Here is a 20,087-nt window from a genome sequence, read left to right on the forward strand (position 1 = left end):
TGATCACCAGGGTCCGCCAGATCGAGGCCTTGAAGCTACAGCCGGCGCTTGGGAACAGGCTTTCCAGCACTCGGACTTCATGGCACACGTTGGTCCAGTGAATCTGGGTGGGCGTTGTGGGTGCCACCAATTCCCTATTCAGAACCCAGCAGACGTTCCGGATGCGAATACACGTTGAACCGATCACGCCGGGCGAAGCCGATCAGACAGATGCCAGCCGCGTTTGCCAGATCGATCGCAAGCGCAGTCGGCGCGGATACGGCAGCGACGACGGCCATGCCTGCGTGGGCCGCCTTGCTGACCATTTCATAGCTGGCCCGGCTCGATAGGAGAACCAGCCCTGCTTCGGTCGATCGGGAACCGCGACGGAGGCTGCCAACAAGCTTGTCCAGTGCGTTGTGCCGTCCCACATCCTCTCGAAGCCGTGTGATCCGGCCGTCCAGCTCCACCCAGGCCGCAGCGTGGGTGGAACCCGTTGCCACGTTCATGGGTTGCATCCGGGGAAGCGAGGACAAGGCCAATCGCAATGAGGCGACCGGGAACGTCAAGGCTCTCTCGATTGGCGGTGTCAACCGCATGATGTCTTCCAGGAGTCTTGCACCGCACAAGCCGCATCCGCTGCGCCCAGGCAAGGCCCGACCAGAAGTGGCGGGCAGGGACGCTGCAGGGGCAGTGCTCGTTACCTGCATATGAATCTCGATGCCCTCGATGCTGGGATGTACTTCCACCCCGATCAACTCGGAAGCATCGGTGATGAGACCTTCGGTCAGCGAAAAACCCAGTGCCAGGTCTTCCAGGTCCGATGGTGTGGCCATCATTACGGCGAAGGGAACACCGTTGTAGCGCATCGCAACGGGGACCTCCTCCGCCACGCTGTCGACGACGGCACTACGCTCTCCCATGCACCAGCGCAGCGTTCGCCGAACGGCGACCCCGGGAGGCGTTTCGGCAACAGCAGTTGGATCGACTCGGGACATGCGGGCGGCAACCTGGCGGCTTGGCTTGGCGATGTGGACTGCTGGGGCGAGCTTCTCTGACCAGAGAATAGCGCAACCTTGTGATGGCCAAGCCTTGGTGGATGCAGAGTCAGGCCAATCCCGGCCAGCGCGTTCGATATCGACGCTGTTGCCTGCAAGACGGCGGCCAAGGCAAGCTAGGTGCAGAAATGGCCTGGGTCGTCGCTTGGCGTTTGGTTGGCGGGTCCCCGTCAACCATCAGCCTCAGACGAGCCCGTTTCCCGGCCTGAGATCACTACAACGTTGGGGAGAACGCAGATAGCCATGGTAAACGCTGCAAGCGCCACGATCATCCTTTGCCTTGTTGCCTGTGGCGCATTGGTCGTCTGCGAATACCGCGGTTGGAAAGCGGGCAAGGTCCTGCTGAAAGTTGTCGCCAGTACGGCATTCCTTGCGTTGGCGCTTCAGCTCGACGCGACAGCATCCGCTTATGGGAAATTGATCCTGGTGGGGCTTGGGCTGAGTTGGGTGGGCGACGTTTTGCTGCTGTCCCACAAAAGCCGTCTCTTCCTGCTCGGCCTGGCCAGCTTTCTGTTTGCCCACGTTGCGTTCGCGATGGCGTTTGCAGCCCTGCCCACGGCTGGCGCCGCCTTGGTGGCAGGGTTCGCCATCATGGGCTGTCTCGGCATCGCGGTTGTCATATGGCTTTGGCGCTACCTGAAAGTGTTCTATCGCCTCGCGGTTGTGGCGTACGTGACAGCCATCGTCGTCATGTGTGCGTTGGCGACCGCCGCAAGCGCCGCTTCCGGAACGTGGTTGCTTGCAGTGGGGGCGGTGATGTTCGCGGTTTCGGACGTTGCTGTTGCCCGCAACCGCTTCGTGGCGCCGGGGGCGATCAACCGGCTTTGGGGCCTGCCGCTTTACTATGTGGCCCAGATCATCCTGGCTTCGTCAGTCGCCGGATGATCGTGGCAGGGATAGGCGTCCGGTGCTGCAATGCGTGCGCCGACGAGCGACAATCCGGTGGGACGCCCAATTCTGAGTAAACCCGCATGGGACTTCTGACCTTCAGCCTGAACGTCACCCTGGATGGCTGCGTTGACCACCAAGAGGGCATCGCCGACGACGAGACACATGCCTTTTTCAGTCACCTTATGGATGAGGCCGGTGCGATGCTTTGGGGCCGCATTACCTACGAGATGATGGAGGCCTATTGGCCGGCGGTCGCGCGCGGCGACGAAGACGCTACAGCGGCGATGCGCGACTGGGCGGTCAAGCTGGAGGCCAAGCCGAAGTACGTGGTGTCGTCGCTGCGGACGGCGTTTCCCTGGACCAACAGCCACCACATCGGTGGCGACCTGCGCACCAGCGTGCAGAAGCTCAAGGAGGCGACGCCGGATGGCGTGCTGCTCGGTAGCGGCATGCTCGCTACCGAGTTGGACCGACTGGATCTGATCGATGAGTACAAGTTCCTCATCCACCCCAGGATTGCCGGTCATGGGCCTACCTTGTACCAGCGCGGGCTGGCCAGTACGCGTCGGCTGGAGCTGATTTCATCGACGCCGCTACACAACGGCACAGTTGCCATGCATTACCGGCGTGCGCCTGCCTGACAGTGGCTTGCGTCGGAAGAGCGGGGTTCTGCGGTTTGGTGGGCAACTTGGCCTGACTCGAAAGCCTGTCGCTGGTGCCTCCAGATCGTTATCCCGGGTGCGCTGCGCCCACCCGGGCTGCAGGGTTCAGGTCAACAGCTCTCGGCGAACGATCTCTGCACCGGCGCTGAGTGCATGCAACTTGCCTCTGGCCACTTGGCGAGACAGCGGGGCCATGCCGCAGTTGGTGGATGGATAGAGCTTGTCCGCATCCACGAACTGGAGGGCCTTGCGCAGGGTATCGGCTACATCCTCGGGTGTTTCGATGATGTCGCTGGCCACGTCGATGGCGCCTACCATTACTTTCTTGCCACGTACCAGTTCGATCAGATCGATGGGTACATGCGAGTTCTGGCACTCCAGTGAGATGATGTCGATGCCGGATTGCTGCAGTTTCGGGAAGCTCTCTTCGTACTGGCGCCACTCCGAGCCCAGGGTTTTCTTCCAGTCGGTGTTGGCCTTGATGCCGTAGCCGTAGCAGATGTGCACGGCAGTCTCGCACTTGAGCCCTTCAATCGCTCGTTCAAGTGCGGCAACACCCCAGTCATTCACTTCATCGAAGAAGACGTTGAAGGCGGGCTCGTCGAACTGGATAATGTCGACACCAGCCGCTTCCAGCTCCCTGGCTTCCTGATTGAGGATTCTGGCGAATTCCCAGGCAAGCTTCTCGCGGCTTTTGTAGTGATCATCGTAGAGCGTATCGATCATCGTCATCGGGCCGGGCAACGCCCACTTGATCGGTTGCGTGGTCTGCTTGCGCAGGAATCTGGCATCTTCGACGAAGACCGGCTTCTGCCGGCTGACCGCACCTACGACGGTTGGCACGCTGGCGTCATAGCGGTTGCGGATTCTGACCGTCTCGCGCTTCTCGAAGTCAACGCCGTCGAGGTGCTCGATGAACGTGGTGACGAAGTGTTGGCGGGTCTGCTCGCCATCGCTGACGATGTCGATGCCGGCCTGCAATTGCTCGTGCAGTGAAAGGCACAAGGCATCCTGCTTGCCTTCAAGCAATTCCTCGTCCTGGAGCTTCCATGGTGACCAGAGTTTCTCGGGCTGGGCAAGCCAAGCGGGTTTGGGAAGGCTGCCAGCGGTTGAGGTGGGCAACAGTTTCTTCATGGCGGATTATTTTGTATTCCTTGGAGTGATCAGAGCGCGCAGGCTGCGGCCCACTGTTCCAGTGTTTTCCGGTGCGGTTTGATGAAGTTCTCTTCGGTGAAGCGTCCTTGCTTGATCGCCAACTGGCTGCGTTCCTCTCGGTCGTAGACGATCTTTGTCACGGAGTAGTCCTGATGCTTCAAGCTCGGTTGATAGACGCTGCCAGCCGCAGAGTTGGCGTTGTAGATCTCGGGGCGATAGATCTTCTGGAAGGTCTCCATCGTGCTGATGGTCCCGATCAGTTCCAGATCGGTGTAGTCGCCCAGCAGGTCGCCAAAAAAGTAGAACGCCAGCGGCGCAACACTGTCCGGCGGCATGAAGAAACGGACCTGCATCCCCATCTTCGCGAAGTACTGGTCGGTTGGGGACAGCTCGTTCTGCAGGTATTCCACGCCCAGTGCCGGGTGCTGATTGGCGGTACGGTGGTAGATCTTGCTGCTGGACGCGCTGATGCAGATCACCGGCAGCTTGTTGAAATTGTCCTTGTAGGCACGCGAGTGCACGAAGTGTTTGAACAGTTTTCCGTGCAGGTCGCCAAAATCATCCGGTGCGGCAAATGCCGTACGGTTGCTGTTGTAGTCGGGCAGCAGGACGCTGAAGTCGTAGTCACGCACGTAGGAAGAGAAGTTGTTTCCCACGATCCCGTCGATACGTGTTTTTGTCCGGCGGTCAACGATGGTTGTGTTCAGTATCTCGATCAGCGGAAAGGCATCTGCCGGGCTTTGCCCAGATATGTCCATTTCGGCAGAGATGATCTCAAGTTCGATGGCATAGCGATCCCCCATCGGGTTGTCCCAACCGGCCAGACTGTTGAACCGGTTGTCTATCATCCGCAGCGTATTGCGCAGGTTCTGCTGGCGGCTGTTGCCCCTGGCCAGATTGGCGAAGTTGGTCGTCAGCCGCGTACTGTCCAATGGCTGGTAGTTTTCATCGAAGCGGATTCGCTTGAGGCTGAATTCAAAGTTGTCTTTCATGGCGATGCGCTACCGTAGGTTCTGCGGATGGGGTCCGGCACAGCGTCGCGCTGATTCGGCAGGGAGTTCGCTGTCAGGCGGCGATGGTTCTGTTGCTGCTTGCCGCGGCCCGGTGGGTGAGTTCGAGCACCGGCAACGCGCGTTCCACTGCCAATCTGGCGCGTTCGAGCAGATCGGCGTTGTCCAGTGCATGGCCGACGAAGTCCCTGTCGGTCGCGTACACGCCCAGCGGCAGGGTGCGTGCCTGGAAGAAGCTGAAAAGCGGTCGCAGTTGGTGATCGATCATGAGCGCATGGCGCTCGCTGCCGCCGGTTGCAGCCAGCAACACCGGGGTATCGATCAGTGCGTCCTGGTGAATAAAGTCGAAGAAGTGTTTGAACAGCCCGGTGTAGGAACCGCGGTAGACCGGCGTCGCTACCACCAGCACATCAGCGTTCTCGACGGCTGCCAGATCAAGTTCCACGGAAACGGGTAGTTCGCTACGCCTTACCGTACCGGCAAGTTGCGGCGCGAGTTGGCCGAGCTCCACGAGCTGCAGCTCGCAATGGTGCTCGGCAGCGATCAGCTTGGACAGATGCTCGACCAGGGCAGCGGCCTTGGAGGGGCGCTGCAGCCCGCCAGAAACAGCGACAACGCGGAGTGGGGGAGGGTGTGTCATTTCTGCCTTCGTGGGGGCTGGATAGTCGCCAGCTGAATGGCGCGGCGGATGAGCTTCGATCCTAGTTGCGGTTTTCGATGAGGTAAAATGGTTTAATTTCACGATTCCATGAAGAAAATTCATTCACATGCTTGAGCGCATCCATCTGAGCATCGTCCAGCAGGTCGAAAAGCAGGGCTCGCTGACTGCAGCCGCGGGCGTGTTGAACCTGACCCAGTCAGCCTTGAGCCACAGCATCCGCAAGCTCGAACAGCAGTTGGGCACTGACATCTGGCTGCGTGAAGGTCGGAGTCTGCGGCTCACCCAATCCGGCCAGTACTTGTTGGCGGTGGCAAACCGGGTGTTGCCACAGCTGGACCTGGCCGAAGAACGCCTGGGCCAGTTCGCGCAGGGCGAGCGGGGTGCATTGCGCATCGGTATGGAATGCCATCCCTGCTACCAGTGGCTGCTCAAGGTGGTGTCACCCTATCTGGCCGCATGGCCGGACGTGGATGTGGATGTCCGGCAGAAGTTCCAGTTCGGCGGAATCGGGGCGCTGTTCGGCTACGAGATCGATCTGCTGGTCACCCCCGACCCACTGTTCAAGCCAGGCCTGAAGTTCGAGCCGGTGTTCGACTACGAGCAGGTGCTGGTCGTAGCCAAGGACCATCCGCTGGCATCGGCCGCATACGTGAAGCCACAGCAGCTGACCCGCGAGGTGCTGATCAGCTACCCCGTGGACATCGAGCGCCTGGATATCTACAGCCAGTTCCTGCTGCCCGCAGGCATTACACCCCGGCGGCACAAGGCCATTGAGACCACCGATATCATGGTGCAGATGGTGGCCAGCGGCCGCGGCGTGGCCGCACTGCCGCGTTGGCTGGTGGAGGAGTACGCGAGCCGGATGGCAGTGGTACCGGTTCGGCTGGGTGCACGCGGTATCGCCAAGCAGATCTTTCTGGGCGCGCGCGAAGCCGATACCGGCATTGACTATGTGCGGGCTTTCTTTGAACTGGCCCGCAACTCCAGCGCGGTGGCTGCAGCCGGCCTTGGGCAGTGAGACCCCTGATTCCTTCCGATATGTCCAGTCTCGCCAGTTCCCTCACCAGTGGTTACTCGCTGGAAGTAAGTGTAAAAGCCATTCCGGCGTTGATCACGGCCACACCGCGGATAGCGCCCGGCACCAGCATTTTCATTCCCTATCTTGCAGGGGAAGACAACGCTGCACGGCTAGGTGCGACCACAATGGTTCGCGGACTTGGCTTCGAGCCTGTGGTACACGTTCCTGCACGCCGGATCGCCTCGCTTGAAGCACTGGAATCTTTCTTGACGCGCGCAGCCAATGACGCTGGGATCGAGCGTTGCTTCGTGATTGCCGGTGATTCGCCCAGCCCCAAGGGCAGGTTCGCCGACAGCGCCTCGCTGATTGAAACCGGGGTGTTCGAACGCTCGGGTATCAAACACATTGGAGTGGGCGGCCATCCGGAGGGCCACCCGGTCATGAGCGAAGCGATTCGCTGGCAGGTACTTCAAAGAAAGTGCCACAGCATAGAGAGCCGTGGCATGTCGCCCCTGATCGTCACGCAGTTCAGCTTTGACGCGGAGCTCGTGTTGCGGTGGCTGCAAGAGCTGCGCCAGCGCGGCATCCATCACCCCGTGCGTGTGGGTGTGCCAGGACCTGCGAGTGTCGCCACGCTTGCACGCTACGCGGCAATGTGCGGCGTCAGCGCAAGCGCATCGGTCTGGTCCAGATATGGCGTTTCGATCGGCAGGCTTCTGGCCGCGCCGGGACCGGATAGATTTGTCGATCGCCTGGCCAACGGCCTTACCGAAGCGCATGGCGAGGTGAGTCTGCATTTCTTCCCGTTCGGAGGCATTGCGCAGACGGTGGAATGGATGGAAGTTTACCGAGCGCGTGGTCACTCCAGTCCCGCTTGAAACCAACGTCTTGTGGGGCGGGGTAGTTGCAACGGGTGTTCGCATATCTCCCCCCGGGTAGCGAAGAGGTGCATCCACCCCAGATATGGCCGCGGCCTGCCGGCCACCGGAAACAGCAACTACCACGCTATGATTCCGACCAACGTTCGGCATGGAGCACGGAATGTATCGGTGGATTCTGGGGGGATTTATTTTCCTCGTGGCCGGTTACGGCCACGCGCAGCAGGTCTTCAAATGCGTCAACGGCAAGGACGTTTCCTACCAGTCGGATCCATGCCCGGGTGCTGCCGTGAAGTCATGGGATGCGGCGCCGGTATCCGAGCCATCGAATGCCGAGCAGTGGCGGATCTATCGTATGCGACGGCAGTTGGACCAGCGGTACGCGAATGATCGAGGTGCAGCGGCTTCGGCTTCTGGCGGCATGGGCAGTGCCAACCGTTCAAACGCTTGTGAGTCAGCACGGCGGGGACGGGCGGCCGCCTATGAGGCGGCGGGGGTCAAGCGCGATTTTGCCATGTCCAGCTATTGGGACAATCTCGTTCACAACGCCTGCAAATGAGGGTTTCAGCAGCGAAAGAACCTGCGGATGTGGCTCATTGTTCCGACGTTGGGCTGGCTCAGTCGTTTGTAAGAGGTCAAAGCGTTAAAGCGATATTTGCATGTGGGCGGAGAGGCTGCTCCCTCTGGCACATGCTCAACTGGGCGGGAGAGGAAGATGTCTATATCTCAATATTGCGCAGCGCAGGCGTCGTTGGCTGGCCTTGGTCCACATCCATATCGCCAGTCCGGCAGGGTCAGCAGACTCTGTAAAATCGCCGTGCTGGGTGTCCTGCTGGTGTCGGCGCTCTCGGCCAACGCTGAGCCAACCGTAGTCACTGACGATGTCGAGCGTTTCTACAGGATATATGATGCCGCCGGTGGGCATCCTACGGCGGAGCTGTTGCAGCGCGAGTATCTCGATCAAGGTTCTGACGGACTGAAGCACTTTGCGAAGATCCGCAATATCACCGGAGAGCGCATCGCCAAGGCGATTGCCGAACGGCCCGAAATCTACGACCAGGCCCGTCAATGCGCTGTTGTACTCCCCCAGGTGAAAGCCAGAGTCGGTGCTGCCTTGAACCGTTTCGCCGAGCTGTATTCGGACGCAAGCTTTCCGCCAGTCACTGTTTCTGTGGGGCGGGGGCGGCCTGTAGCGGTGGCGGGCCCGAATGATGGAATCAATATCGGGCTGGAGGCACTGTGTGCGACAGCGTTCATCAATCCCGATGTTGAGGATCGATTCGTGCGCGTAATGGTGCATGAGTTTGTTCATGTGCAGCAGGTGCCGGAACTTACGGATAAACCTGATCCGACCGTGCTTGATGTGTCGCTGGTCGAAGGTTCGGCCGAGTTTGTCACCGAGCTTCTTACCGGTGACGTCGCGTACGCCTACATGGCAGACCTAGTTGCAGGGCGTGAAGCTGAGATCGAGCAGGCGTTCGTTCCTGACATGGATGCGACCGATCTGTCCAAGTGGCTGTACAACTCGACGCCATCGAAACCTGGTGATCTTGGCTATTGGGTAGGTTACAGAATTGCGAAAACCTATTATTCCATGGCCTCTGATAAGAGGCAGGCCTTGAGGACAATCATCTCGATGAGGGATGCGAAGGCTTTCCTGGCCATGAGTGGATGGACGCCAGAACGTTCGTCTGCGCAGAAGGCCGGTTCGGATGATAGCCAGCTTGAGTCTCCATAGAGCGAGCTGGTTCGCTATAGAGATACTCCGCTTTCGCAAGGGATTGATCGAGGCGCTCTCTATTGCCGGAACAATGACCTCGACCGGACTGCTGAGACGCGTTCGGAGGAAATTTCGTCTTCTTTGATCGCGTCATGAATCAACAGCGTTATACGACAGAAAATGGCGGACAAAAGATACGCCGGGATCTGCCCTGCGGAGGGGCGCGGTAAGGGCGCGGCTTGCCAACCATTCGAGATCAGGGCTTTCCGACTGCACTTGGCTTCTTGTGCTGCGGTCGTAAGAGGGTGGTCAAAGCTGTAACGAGGATTATTGGAAGGGAGGCTCTGGACCGTACGGCATGGCATGTCCGTATTCGCTTGTTTTACCGAATAAGGGCGATCTAGAATCGCTCCGCCACAACGCAAAGACTTAGAAATATCGTTGAATCGGCAAACCATCAGATGGGTAGCTTGGGGAAGCGACCGATCTGGCTGTTCGGGCGGAACCGCTTTTTCGTCAGGATCGGATTCAAACCAATCATTGGCAACACGCACTGTTGGGCTTCAGCGCCGGCTGTTGCGCCGAGCGGCCCGACGCGATTTGGTCCACTATCTTCGGGAGCTATGCGATGCACGCGAAGGCACTCTTCACGATCCTGCTCGGCTGGCTGTTCGTATACGGCGAAGCGACCGCATACAAGATCAACCCTCTTCAGAACAAGTACCGCCAGGATTCCAGAACAATCCTGCGAAAAGCATCCGAGCCGATTCACGAAGACGTCACGCAGCTCGCACGTGCCTGCCAGCAAGCAAATACCGGGCCGGTTCTGGCGCCGCTAGTGTGCAGCGATCGCTCAACGCCGTCGAAGGAAGCCGACGGTAACAAGTATGACTCCCTGATCAGGGGCGTCTGGTGGAATGACGATCCCAATCAGTTACTGTTCGCCCTTCGGCAAGCAGAATTTGCCGCTTGGATGGACGATGCGAAACGCATCGCTGTCACTGGCGTCAACTGGAAAGGCAGGAAAGCCTCCATTGGCCCGGACTACAACATGACCTACCGGGGCCATTACGGCGACCTCCAGTTCATCCATGCGATGGCATCACGCGATGGCGAGCCCGCCGAGGTAACCCAGCAGAACATACTGGATTGGGCCGAGTTCGTTTACGCCGTTGCCACCGGTCGCCTCGATCCCGAAACCACGATGGACCAGGCTGGGCCCAACGGCTTGCGGGAGTACTTCGCACTGCAGAGCGGCTGGACGGTCAACTATTTGTTCGCACCCAAGTATCGACTCAAGAATGCGCACTATACCCGCCGCATGGCCGCGGGCTCGTTGTTGCACATGGTGCAGGACTCATACGCCGCCGCGCATTCCAAGCGCGACTTCGGCGCGTCGGCGCGATGTCCTGCCGGACGGGTTGTGCAGTTCCACTCTTACATCAATCAGAGTCCAGAGCTGCACGCCGACGAGGATGGCCGCTCAGCTTGGCAAGCCGGTAAATTCACCGACGCGCAGGATCCTGTGAACGTCAGCGCCACGCTGTTGGCCTATGTCGAGCAGAAGGCGGACTGGGATACGGTGAAGAACTACTTGCAGCACACCGTCTTCTGCATCGACGATGAAGCCCAAGATGCTGGGCCGGGTGAATTTGTTGTGGTCCGCGCGACGGAGAATCCGAAGTGAGGTGCTACCTGGCAGTCGCACTGCTCGCGCTGGGAGTGTCGGGCTGCGCAAACCTGTACACCCGCGTGGACACCGTGCCGAACAGCACCGATTCACTCCGCTTCCGCGGCATCGAGGACTATTTGCGCGATGGACGGGCCTTGCATGTCATGCAGGTGCACGGCATGGGTGAACATTCGTTCGAGAATGACTGTGACGAGGGTTCCGAGAACCTGAAGCTGCAGGAATCCATTGCAGAGCGCCTTGAGTACGTTCGCAGCGACGAGTATCCCCGGCCCAAGCCGGAGGCCATAGAAATCAACGGGACAAAGGCTGGCACCTACTCGGTGAGCAAGTTCGTCGACCCATCCGCTCGCCGTGGCCAGCTCTTCTTCTCGTGCGTGACCTGGGGTGAGACCGGGCGGATCCTCAAGCAGGGCATTCTTGAGCTGGACGATCAGTTCCTGGAAAAGAATGCGAACGAGCGTCACCGCGCTCCAATCAACCGTGCGGCCAAGCGCTTCGTCAATCGCAGCTTTTCCGACCCTGTCATCTACCTGGGCTACATGGGGCCTTATATCCGCAGTGTGGTCTGGAAGGGCATTCAGGAATCAATCGTCCGGCATGTGCAGTTCCAATCCACGGCATCGCTTGCCTCCACAGACATGCAGGCCTTCCAGAGAGAACTCGACGGGTTCTTTCACGAAGGAAGCACCGCCATCATCAGCGACAGCTTGGGTAGCCGTATTGTCTTCGATGTCCTGTGCTCCACGGGAGGCGTGGATTGCCAAGGCGCCGACCGACTGGAAATGACAGTGGATCGAGCGGGGGATGCGTCTGAGCTGGCGCGGAGCGCAGCCCTGGACGAGTTGCTTGTGGGTCGGCTGGGTGTTTCCATCCATAGCGTTTACATGCTCGCCAACCAGCTCCCGTTGCTCGAACTGGCCTACGTGCAACCTCCAACGGATGGAACTTCGTTGGAGGACATGATTGCCGGCACCACTCAATGTTTCCGGCCGCTGATAGCGCCAAGGCACGCTCTTTCAGATCGCTCTGCTCTCAGTAGGAGGGGTGACAACGTCCAGATAGTCGCGTTCACCGACGTAAACGATGCACTAAGCTACCACCTCACCGATGCATTCAAGAAGCGCTGCGCATCCGCAGGAAACAGCACGAAGGCTGGAGAAGCTGGAGCACAAGCCGTTGCACCAAGTCAGGTGGCGGAGCGCGCCGCACCGATGCTGGAGATCATCAATGTCACGCTGCCCAACTCAAGGCTACGATGGTTCTTCGCCTACAGCGACCTGGCCAAAGCGCACTCCAGCGGATTCAAGGAGAACGGTCGCGCCATCGATTACCTCGTGCACGGCAACGATTGAGGTCATTCGGGCCCGTATTCTTGCACGCGTCTGCTGGAACGAAGTACCCGCCATCAGCGCATGACGAAAGCCGGACGGCTGGTCTAGAAACACGCCGTGCCGTGCTCGACACTCTGCTCCTCCACGGGCGAAGAGCTTGGTGCGGCACAGCGCGTACTACGTGATACTCAGAAAGTAGGCATGACGAAATGCCAAGGCTGGTGGTGGCCCCATCCTCGCCGAACTCCGTAGCATCCATCCGTGCGCGGAGCTCGAATGCGATACCTGGATGAGCGGGACGGAAGTGCTTGGAGAGCATTTCGACTTTTCCATCCTCTTTCGTCTTGGCTACCAGTAGGACAGCGCGTTCATCACCCACGAAGGTGGATTTGATACAGGTACGCCTGGCTGCAGTTGCATGCTCTCCCGTGAACCCGGGACCGCGTGTGATGGTTTGGGGTCGAAGGGGTTCACCTTGCTCAAGGTGGAATCTTTGGGAGCACAAGCATCGCTTGCGATCACTTAGCCATGTTTGCATCTTGCTGCAAGTGGGCGTTGACGACGGACGGTATTCGAGAGCGTTGTCGGGATTGAGGCGCGGAAGGGCCAGAAGAGGTGGCCTCAGGCCAATTGCAGAAGGAAGAGCCAACGACTTCCCAGACGGGCTGATGAGTGAGTTTCTTTGTTGTGACGATCTGGAGAATTACTCAGCCCTTTTCCAATCCTGCGACCTGATCAGAATCAGGTAGCTCATTAACTCTTACGTTCTATTCTGCAAGAATAGTTTGGCGCGACGTTATGGTCCCGCCCCTGGCGTAAATCGCCCGTGCCTAACTGTCGCCGTCCTTGGCCGCTCCGCGCGGCGGATGCCTGACAGTAATTGCCGCTAATCCTGGAGAAGTAGCCTTTGAATCACGTCTACCGTCTGGTATGGAACCGTGCCATGCACATGTGGCAGCCCGTGTCGGAACTTGCGGGCCAGCCGCGAGGCGGGGCGGCGCGATCAGCGGTTTACGCGCCGGTTCGGTTGCGCTCGCAGACGATGGCCGCGGCCATCGGGTTGGGACTGGCCGCGTGGGGGCCAGCCGCCATGGCAGACTGCACCATTTCTGGTGTGACTGTGACCTGCAGTACGCCCGCCAATCCGCTGATTCCCAACTACGCCAACTCGAATGATGGCTTGGGCGTGACGGTAGGGCCGAACGGCACGGTGGGCGTGCTGCTGGGGACGGGCGGCACGGCGATGCTGCTGCAGGGCAACAATGGGTCGGTGATCAACAACGGCGTTGTCGACGCGTTTGCGTTGGGCAGCGGCCTGGGCGTGGTGTCGTCGGGCCTGGTTCTGGGCAAGCCGGAAGGGAGCACGCCCACGGTCGGCACGTACTCCGTCCAGAACGGGGCCCCCGGCCTCATCGGTGGCTCGGGCCGGGATACTTACGAAGCGCAACTGGCCGATCTGAGCGGGATGGCGCTGTCCATCCACAACGGCACGGGCGGCGTGACCAACGTCACCAACAACGGCATCATCCGCGCCGCGCCGGTGGCCAACGGCAGCCGGTCGGGCGCCGACATCGCGACCGTGGCGATCTATGGCGGCGGCTTGACCAATTTCACCAACAGCAGCACCGGCACCATTGTCGGCCGGGTGGCTTTCGAGTCCGCCGGTTCCCTTCTCGGCAACTACTTCAGGAACGGCGGCGTCATCAATGGCAGTGTGTCGCTGGGGGCGGGTAGCAAGAATACATTCATCGCCGAGTCCGGTTCCTCGGTCAGCGCGGCTGGCCTGACGACTGGAACAATCGGCGTCACGTCCGTGGCGGGCTTGCTGTTCGCCAAGCCCGGCACGGTGGATGGCGGCGCCGGCGGCACCAATTCCCTGGTGTTCGCCGACACCTTCAGCCGTGGCCTGACCACCGGCGTGGCCGCCGGCACCTACCTGAATTTCAACAGCCTGACCGTCACCGGGGGCACCTGGACGCTGTCGGGCGGTGCGTTGCTGCCGACCGGCAGCAGCATCACGCTCAACGGCGGCACGGTGCGCGTCGATGGCGGCGGCGCGCTGGGCACGGGCGCGATCGATGCGGCGGGCGGCGCCGTCGGCGCATCCGCGGCGGGCGTGTCGGTGGGCAACACCTTCCGGCTGGGCTCGGGCGGCCTGACGCTGGACGGCACCCAGGCGTTCACGGTGTCGGGTCTGTTGACGGGCACCGGGGGGGTGCGAGTGAGCGGCACCCAGGCGGTCACCTTGACGGGCGCCAATGACTACACGGGTAGCACGATCGTCAATGTGGGGGCCTCGCTCAAGGGAAACACCACCAGCCTGCAGGGCAATATCGTCAACAACGGCACGGTGACTTTTTCCGGCGCGGCCAATGGCCGCTACGGTGGCGTGATGACGGGCAGCGGCAACCTGGTCAAGGAAGGTTCCGGCACACTGACGGTCGATAGCCTGCTCGGTCATGGGGGCAATACGCTCATCCAGGCCGGCACCCTGCGGCTGGGCGCGGACGCGACGCTGAGCTCAACGGCGACGGTGAGCTTGAACGCAGGCACCGCGCTGGACCTGTCGGGAACCGCGAATCAGTACATCAACGGACTGGCCGGCATGGGCGGCATGGGCGGCACGGTCGTGTTGGGCGGGAATACGCTGAACCTGTTCAACATTAACGCCACGACCTTCGGCGGCGTGATCCAAGGCAGTGGCGGCTTGGTCAAAGGCGGACTTCAGACGCAGACTCTGACCGGCGCCAATACCTTCACCGGCGGAGTCAACATCACGGGCGGCAAGTTGGCGCTGGGCGCGGGGGGCAGCCTGGCCGCGGGGTCGGTGGTGACGGTGGGGGCGCAGGGCGCCTTCGATATCTCGGCGGCCTCCGATACGACGTTGGCGGCGCTCAATGGCTCGGGCGGAGATGTGACGCTGGGAAGCAGGACGCTTACGCTGGGGGCGGGCACCTACGCCGGCGTGATCACCGGCACCGGCGGCATCACCAAGAACACCGCGGGCAGCCTGACGCTCAATGGCATCAACACCTACACAGGAGCGACCCAGGTGAGCGCGGGTGCGTTGCTGGTGGGCGGGGCGGCCAGCAATGCCGGCGCGCGCTTGAACAGCGCGGTGACGGTGGCCAGCGGCGGCTCTATCGGCGGTTTCGGTCAGGTGAACGGCAACGTGGCCGTGCAGGCAGGTGGCCGCCTGGCCCCCGGAGCGCCAGGCGGCATCTTCAGGGTCAATGGCAACCTGGCGCTTGCGCAGGGTAGCCAGATGGACTTCTTCTTCGGCGCACCCGGCAGCTCGGGCGGCGCCGGCGCAAGCCACAGCGTGCAGGTCAACGGCGACCTGACGCTGGGCGGTGCGCAGCTCAACGTCAACGATGCGGGGGGCTTCGGCGTTGGCCTGTACCGGCTGTTCGACTACACCGGTTCGCTGACGGCCAACAACGGCGGCATCACTGGCCTGGCCGCCGGACAGACCTTGCAGATGCTCAGCGCTTCCAAGCAGATCAACCTGATCAACACGGTGGGATTGACGCTCAATCTCTGGAACGCTGATCGCAGCGCGACGCCCAATCAACTGGGCGGCGGTTCCGGCGTCTGGTCCAGGACCAGCGCCAACTGGACGGACGCCAACGCCTTCGTGACGTCGGCGTTCTCGCCTGTCAATGCGTTCGCCATCTTCGGCGGCACGGCGGGTACGGTCACGGTGGATGGCGGCGCTGGGAATGTCAGCGCCAGCGGTGCGCAGTTCGCCAGCGATGGTTACCGGTTGAACGGTGACGCGCTCAATCTGTTGGCGCCGTCGGCCGGTGTCCTGAGCGAATTGCGCGTGGGCGACGGCAGCGCCGCGTCGGCCGGCTGGAGCGCCACGCTGGACAACGTCGTGGCCGGCAACGGTGTCAACAAGACGGGGTTGGGTGCTTTGGTGCTGACGGGTGCCAACCTTCATTCCCAGACGCGTCTTTCCGCAGGCACGCTGTCAGTGTCGTCCGACGCCAACCTGGGCATGACCTCGGGCGACCTGGACTTCCAGGGTGGCACGCTGCAGGTCACCGGTACCGCTTTCCAGGGCACCGCGCGCGCGATCACGCTAGGCGCTGCGGGCGGCGGCTTGGACATCGTCGATGCCGCCAATACCTTCACTGTTGCGCAATCCCTGTCCGGCAACGGCGGCCTGGTCAAACTGGGCTCAGGCACCCTGGTGTTGGGTGGTGCCAACAGCTATCTCGGTACCACCAGGGTGGCTGGCGGCAAGCTGGCGCTGGGTTCGGGGGGCAGTTTGGCCACCGGCGCGGTGGTGACGGTCGATACGCAGGGTACGTTCGATATCTCGGCGGCCTCCAACACGACATTGGCTGCGCTCAACGGCGCGGGCGGCAACGTTGCGTTGGGTGCCAACACCCTTACGCTGGGGGCGGGCAGCTATGACGGTGTGATCACCGGCACCGGCGGCATCACCAAGAACACGGCGGGCAGCCTGACGCTCAATGGCATCAACACCTACACAGGAGCGACGCAGGTGAGCGCGGGTGCGTTGCTGGTGGGCGGTGCGGCCGGCAATACCGGCGCGCGTTTGAACAGCGCGGTGACGGTGGCCAGCGGCGGCTCTATTGGCGGTTTCGGTCAGGTGAACGGCAATGTGGCTGTGCAGTCTGGTGGCCGCCTGGCCCCCGGAGCGCCAGGCGGCATCTTCACGGTCAATGGCAACCTGGCACTGGCGCAGGGCAGCCAGATGGACTTTTTCTTCGGCGCACCCGGCAGCTCGGGCGGCACCGGTGCAAGCCACAGCGTGCAGGTCAACGGCGACCTGACGCTGGGCGGCGCGCAGCTCAACGTCAACGACGCGGGGGGCTTCGGGGTCGGCCTGTACCGGCTGTTCGACTACACCGGTTCGCTGACGGCGAACAACGGCGGCATCACCGGCCTGACGGCCGGACAGACCTTGCAGGTACTCAGCGGGTCCAAGCAGATCAACCTGATAAACGCAGCGGGATTGACGCTCAATCTCTGGAACGCTGATCGCAGCGCGACGCCCAATCAACTGGGCGGCGGTTCCGGCGTCTGGTCCCGGACCAGTGCCAACTGGACGGACACTGGCGCCTCCGTGACGTCGGCGTTTTCGCCTGTCGATGCGTTCGCCATCTTCGGCGGCACGGCAGGCACGGTCTCGCTGGATGGTGCTGCGGGCAGTGTCAGCGCCAGCGGCGCGCAGTTCGCCAGCGATGGCTACCGTTTGAACGGCGACACACTCAACCTGGTGGCGCCGTCGGCCGGTGTCCTGAGCGAATTGCGCGTGGGCGACGGCAGCGCCGCGTCGGCCGGCTGGAGTGCCACGCTGGACAACGTCGTGGCCGGCAACGGAGTCAACAAGACCGGCCTGGGCACCTTGGTGCTGACGGGCGCCAATACCTTTGCGCAGACGCGTCTTTCCGCAGGCACGCTGTCGGTGTCGTCCGACACCAATCTGGGCGCAGCCTCGGGTGGTCTGGATTTCCAGGGTGGCACGCTGCAGGTCACCGGCACCGCGTTCCAGGGCACCGCGCGCGCAATCACGCTGGGCGCTGCGGGCGGCGGCTTGGACATCGTGGATGCCGCCAATACCTTCACTGTTGCGCAATCCCTGTCCGGCACCGGCGGTCTGGCCAAACGGGGCTCAGGTACCCTGGTGCTGAGCGGCGACAACACCTACCGGAGCACCAGCACGGTGGCTGGTGGCAAGTTGCAGGTGGGCGATGGCGCCACGGGTGGCAGCATCACGGGCAATGTCGACATCCACGCCGGTGCAACGCTGGCGTTCAAGCGCAGCGACCAAGTGGTCTACAGCGGCGCGATTTCCGGTTCGGGCTACCTGCGCCAGGAAGGCGGCGGCTCGCTGGCGCTGACGGCTGATAGCAGTGGCTTCACCGGCATGACCTCCCTATCACGCGGCGTGCTGCAAGTAGATGGCAAACTTGGCGGAACGGTGCTGGCGATGGCGGGCAGCACGGTCTCGGGCGTTGGCACGCTGAAACAATTGACGGTGGGCTCGGGTGCGACTTTGTCACCAGGCAGCAGCGTCACGCCGTTCGGTCGCCTGAATGTTCTGGGTGACTTGAATCTGTTGCAGGGCGCGTCGTATCGCGTCGCGGCGGCGGCCGATGGCGGGCACAGCAGCGTCAACGTCGGCGGTGTCGCCAATCTGGCGGGCTCGGTACTGCACATGGGCCAGAACGGCGTCTATGCGCCTTCCACGACCTACACCATCCTTACAGCGGGCAGCGGGGTGCAGGGCCGGTTTGATGACGTCACCAGCAACCTCGCGTTCCTGACGCCATCGCTGACTTACGGCAGCAATCAGGTGGACCTGACCGTGCAGCTCAAGGACGTGCCCGATGACGGCAACGGCGGCTCGCGTCCGATCGAATTCGTCGACGCCGCCGTCACGGGCAATCAGCGCTCGGTCGCCGGTGCGCTGCAAAGCCTGCCTGCCGACAGTCCACTGTATCGCCGCGTGCTGAACCTGCCTGAGGGCGCACCGGCCGAGGTGTTCAATGGTTTGTCCGGCGAAATGCACGCTACCACGGTATCGGCGACGCAAAGCGTAGCCAACAGCTTTATACGAGTTCCAATGAACCGCTTGCGCGCCAATCTTGCGGCGGACATGTTGACTGGCATGCCGACGGCAGGGCTGGGCACATGCAATGCCGCCGTGCCGCAATCGGATGAGCAGCTCTTGTGGGCACAAGTCTTCGGCAGCCGAAGCGCTTTGGGCGGTAACGGCAATGCCGCCCGCAGCAGGCAGAGCAACAGCGACGTGGCCGTGGGCGGTGACATGCTGGTGAGCGGCGACTGGCGAATTGGTGCTGCGGTCGGCTATTCCAACAGCCGCAGTCGCATCAACGCACGCGGGTCGAGCGCCCAGGCCGACAGCTACAGCCTGACAGGCTATGGCGGCAAGGCGTTCGACGCAGGCAGCGGCACGCTCAACCTGAGCTTGGGCGCGTCCTATACATGGCACGACATCACGACACAGCGCTACGCCGACGCGGCGGGGCTGCCGCAGAAACTGGAGGCCGACTACAGCGGCAACACCACCCAGGTGTTCGGTGAGCTCGGATATGCCATGGCGTTGACTGATGGCCTCACGCTGGAGCCTTTTGTCGGCGCCGGTTTCAGCAGCCTGCGTACGCACGCCTTCACCGAGTCTGGCGGCGACGCCGCTTTGCGCGGCGATGTCGGTCGTAACAACGTCACCACTTCCGCGCTCGGCCTGCACGCCCGCAGCGCCTTCAACAGCACCCGCGTCCAGGGGCAGTTGATTGGCACGTTGGGGTGGCGCCATGCCTTTGGCGATGTCGATCCCGCCAGCACGATGTCGTTCGTGCAGGGTGGCGAGTCCTTCACTACCCGTGGCGCGCCGATCGCGCGCAACGCCGCGCTGGTCGAGCTGGGAGTGAATATGGCGGTCAGCAAACGCACCACGGTAGGCGTGATCTACGGTGGACAGTTCGGCGATGGTAATCACCAGCACTCGGGCGCACTGGATGTGCGCCATCGATTCTGATCGCAGACATTGTCCCGGTCCGAACGTTCTCCATGAAAACGTGGCACAACACGGGTGTTGTGCTGCGCGATGGAGTTTGCAGGGACCTGGTCCGCAATGATGAGCCATATAACCTGTTCAAGGCCCCCGGCACGCGGCGACAACGGCCCAAGCAGTACCTGATGGGACAGGGGCAGGGGGCAGGTCTTTAACCAAGGTCCGTTTAGGCAAGCAGCGCCGTTCCGGTGATGCCGAGCTGAAGCGCAAGCTTGGCCAGCTCTTTGGCTGTCACCGTGCTACGTAACGGTATCCAGTATGTCGCGATAGGCTTCCCCGAACGCTGGCCCGTTTCCATGCCGTTTGTACGATGCATGCAGGCGCATCCACTGTTCGGTTAAAACACCTGTGCGCTGAATCCCTGATCAGATGGCCTGGATGAAGGATGTCAAGGCTGCGCCGATTGCTATGCAAAACATGGCGGTTGTTCGCGAAAGGGTTCGTGCAGTGGCCAT

At 61.7% G+C, this 20,087-nt stretch carries 14 protein-coding genes and 1 pseudogene; 10 read left to right on the plus strand and 5 right to left on the minus strand.

All coding sequences use genetic code 11. The features are described from left to right. Window positions 1-134 precede the first annotated feature (134 nt). Window positions 135-977, minus strand: coding sequence for a formate dehydrogenase accessory sulfurtransferase FdhD (gene fdhD / locus ACVOLQ_RS07470; protein ID WP_481527559.1), 843 nt, complete (start codon window positions 975-977; stop codon window positions 135-137). A 303-nt stretch (window positions 978-1,280) separates the two neighbouring features. Between fdhD and ACVOLQ_RS07475 the strand changes: the two genes are divergently transcribed. Next, entirely contained in the window at window positions 1,281-1,922 is a 642-nt protein-coding gene (locus ACVOLQ_RS07475; protein ID WP_481527560.1) for a lysoplasmalogenase, read from the plus strand. Window positions 1,923-2,008: 86 nt separating this feature from the next. Further along, the gene (locus ACVOLQ_RS07480) at window positions 2,009-2,569 is read left to right on the plus strand and encodes a dihydrofolate reductase family protein (RefSeq protein WP_481527561.1); all 561 of its coding nucleotides are present in this window, start codon (window positions 2,009-2,011) and stop codon (window positions 2,567-2,569) included. Window positions 2,570-2,695: 126 nt separating this feature from the next. Here the strand turns inward: ACVOLQ_RS07480 and ACVOLQ_RS07485 are convergent, their stop codons facing one another. From ACVOLQ_RS07485 to msuE, 3 genes are all read right to left on the minus strand, one after another. Next, window positions 2,696-3,724, minus strand: a complete 1,029-nt coding sequence (locus tag ACVOLQ_RS07485; RefSeq protein ID WP_481527562.1) for a methionine synthase — start codon at window positions 3,722-3,724, stop codon at window positions 2,696-2,698. Between the two features lie 29 nt (window positions 3,725-3,753). Continuing rightward, window positions 3,754-4,737, minus strand: coding sequence for a DUF1852 domain-containing protein (locus ACVOLQ_RS07490; protein WP_481527563.1), 984 nt, complete (start codon window positions 4,735-4,737; stop codon window positions 3,754-3,756). A 73-nt stretch (window positions 4,738-4,810) separates the two neighbouring features. After that, window positions 4,811-5,395 carry an FMN reductase gene (msuE, locus tag ACVOLQ_RS07495; protein ID WP_481527564.1) on the minus strand — a complete coding sequence of 195 codons (585 nt, stop codon included), beginning with the start codon at window positions 5,393-5,395 and terminating at the stop codon, window positions 4,811-4,813. A 127-nt stretch (window positions 5,396-5,522) separates the two neighbouring features. Here msuE and ACVOLQ_RS07500 point away from each other — a divergent pair, with 127 nt between their 5' ends. From ACVOLQ_RS07500 to ACVOLQ_RS07535, 8 genes and pseudogenes are all read left to right on the plus strand, one after another. Beyond that, window positions 5,523-6,434: a LysR family transcriptional regulator gene (locus ACVOLQ_RS07500; RefSeq protein WP_481527565.1), complete on the plus strand. Its 912-nt coding sequence runs from the start codon at window positions 5,523-5,525 to the stop codon at window positions 6,432-6,434. Window positions 6,435-6,439: 5 nt separating this feature from the next. Further along, window positions 6,440-7,312: a methylenetetrahydrofolate reductase gene (locus ACVOLQ_RS07505; protein ID WP_481527597.1), complete on the plus strand. Its 873-nt coding sequence runs from the start codon at window positions 6,440-6,442 to the stop codon at window positions 7,310-7,312. A gap of 163 nt (window positions 7,313-7,475) precedes the next feature. Then, entirely contained in the window at window positions 7,476-7,871 is a 396-nt protein-coding gene (locus ACVOLQ_RS07510; protein WP_481527566.1) for a DUF4124 domain-containing protein, read from the plus strand. 156 nt (window positions 7,872-8,027) lie between these two features. Then, window positions 8,028-9,050, plus strand: a complete 1,023-nt coding sequence (locus ACVOLQ_RS07515; RefSeq protein ID WP_481527567.1) for a DUF2268 domain-containing putative Zn-dependent protease — start codon at window positions 8,028-8,030, stop codon at window positions 9,048-9,050. 610 nt (window positions 9,051-9,660) lie between these two features. Further along, a complete protein-coding gene (locus ACVOLQ_RS07520) occupies window positions 9,661-10,719 on the plus strand; it encodes a hypothetical protein (protein WP_481527568.1) in 1,059 nt (352 codons plus the stop codon). 65 nt (window positions 10,720-10,784) lie between these two features. After that, window positions 10,785-12,077, plus strand: a complete 1,293-nt coding sequence (locus ACVOLQ_RS07525) for a hypothetical protein (protein WP_481527569.1) — start codon at window positions 10,785-10,787, stop codon at window positions 12,075-12,077. Between the two features lie 886 nt (window positions 12,078-12,963). Then, window positions 12,964-13,092 (plus strand): annotated as a pseudogene (locus ACVOLQ_RS07530) (ESPR domain-containing protein); the annotation flags it as partial. 54 nt (window positions 13,093-13,146) lie between these two features. Next, a complete protein-coding gene (locus ACVOLQ_RS07535) occupies window positions 13,147-19,596 on the plus strand; it encodes an autotransporter domain-containing protein (RefSeq protein WP_481527598.1) in 6,450 nt (2,149 codons plus the stop codon). 202 nt (window positions 19,597-19,798) lie between these two features. Here the strand turns inward: ACVOLQ_RS07535 and ACVOLQ_RS07540 are convergent, their stop codons facing one another. After that, a complete protein-coding gene (locus tag ACVOLQ_RS07540) occupies window positions 19,799-19,948 on the minus strand; it encodes a hypothetical protein (RefSeq protein ID WP_481527570.1) in 150 nt (49 codons plus the stop codon). Window positions 19,949-20,087: the final 139 nt, after the last annotated feature.

The organism is Stenotrophomonas sp. STEN031, from assembly GCF_056759975.1.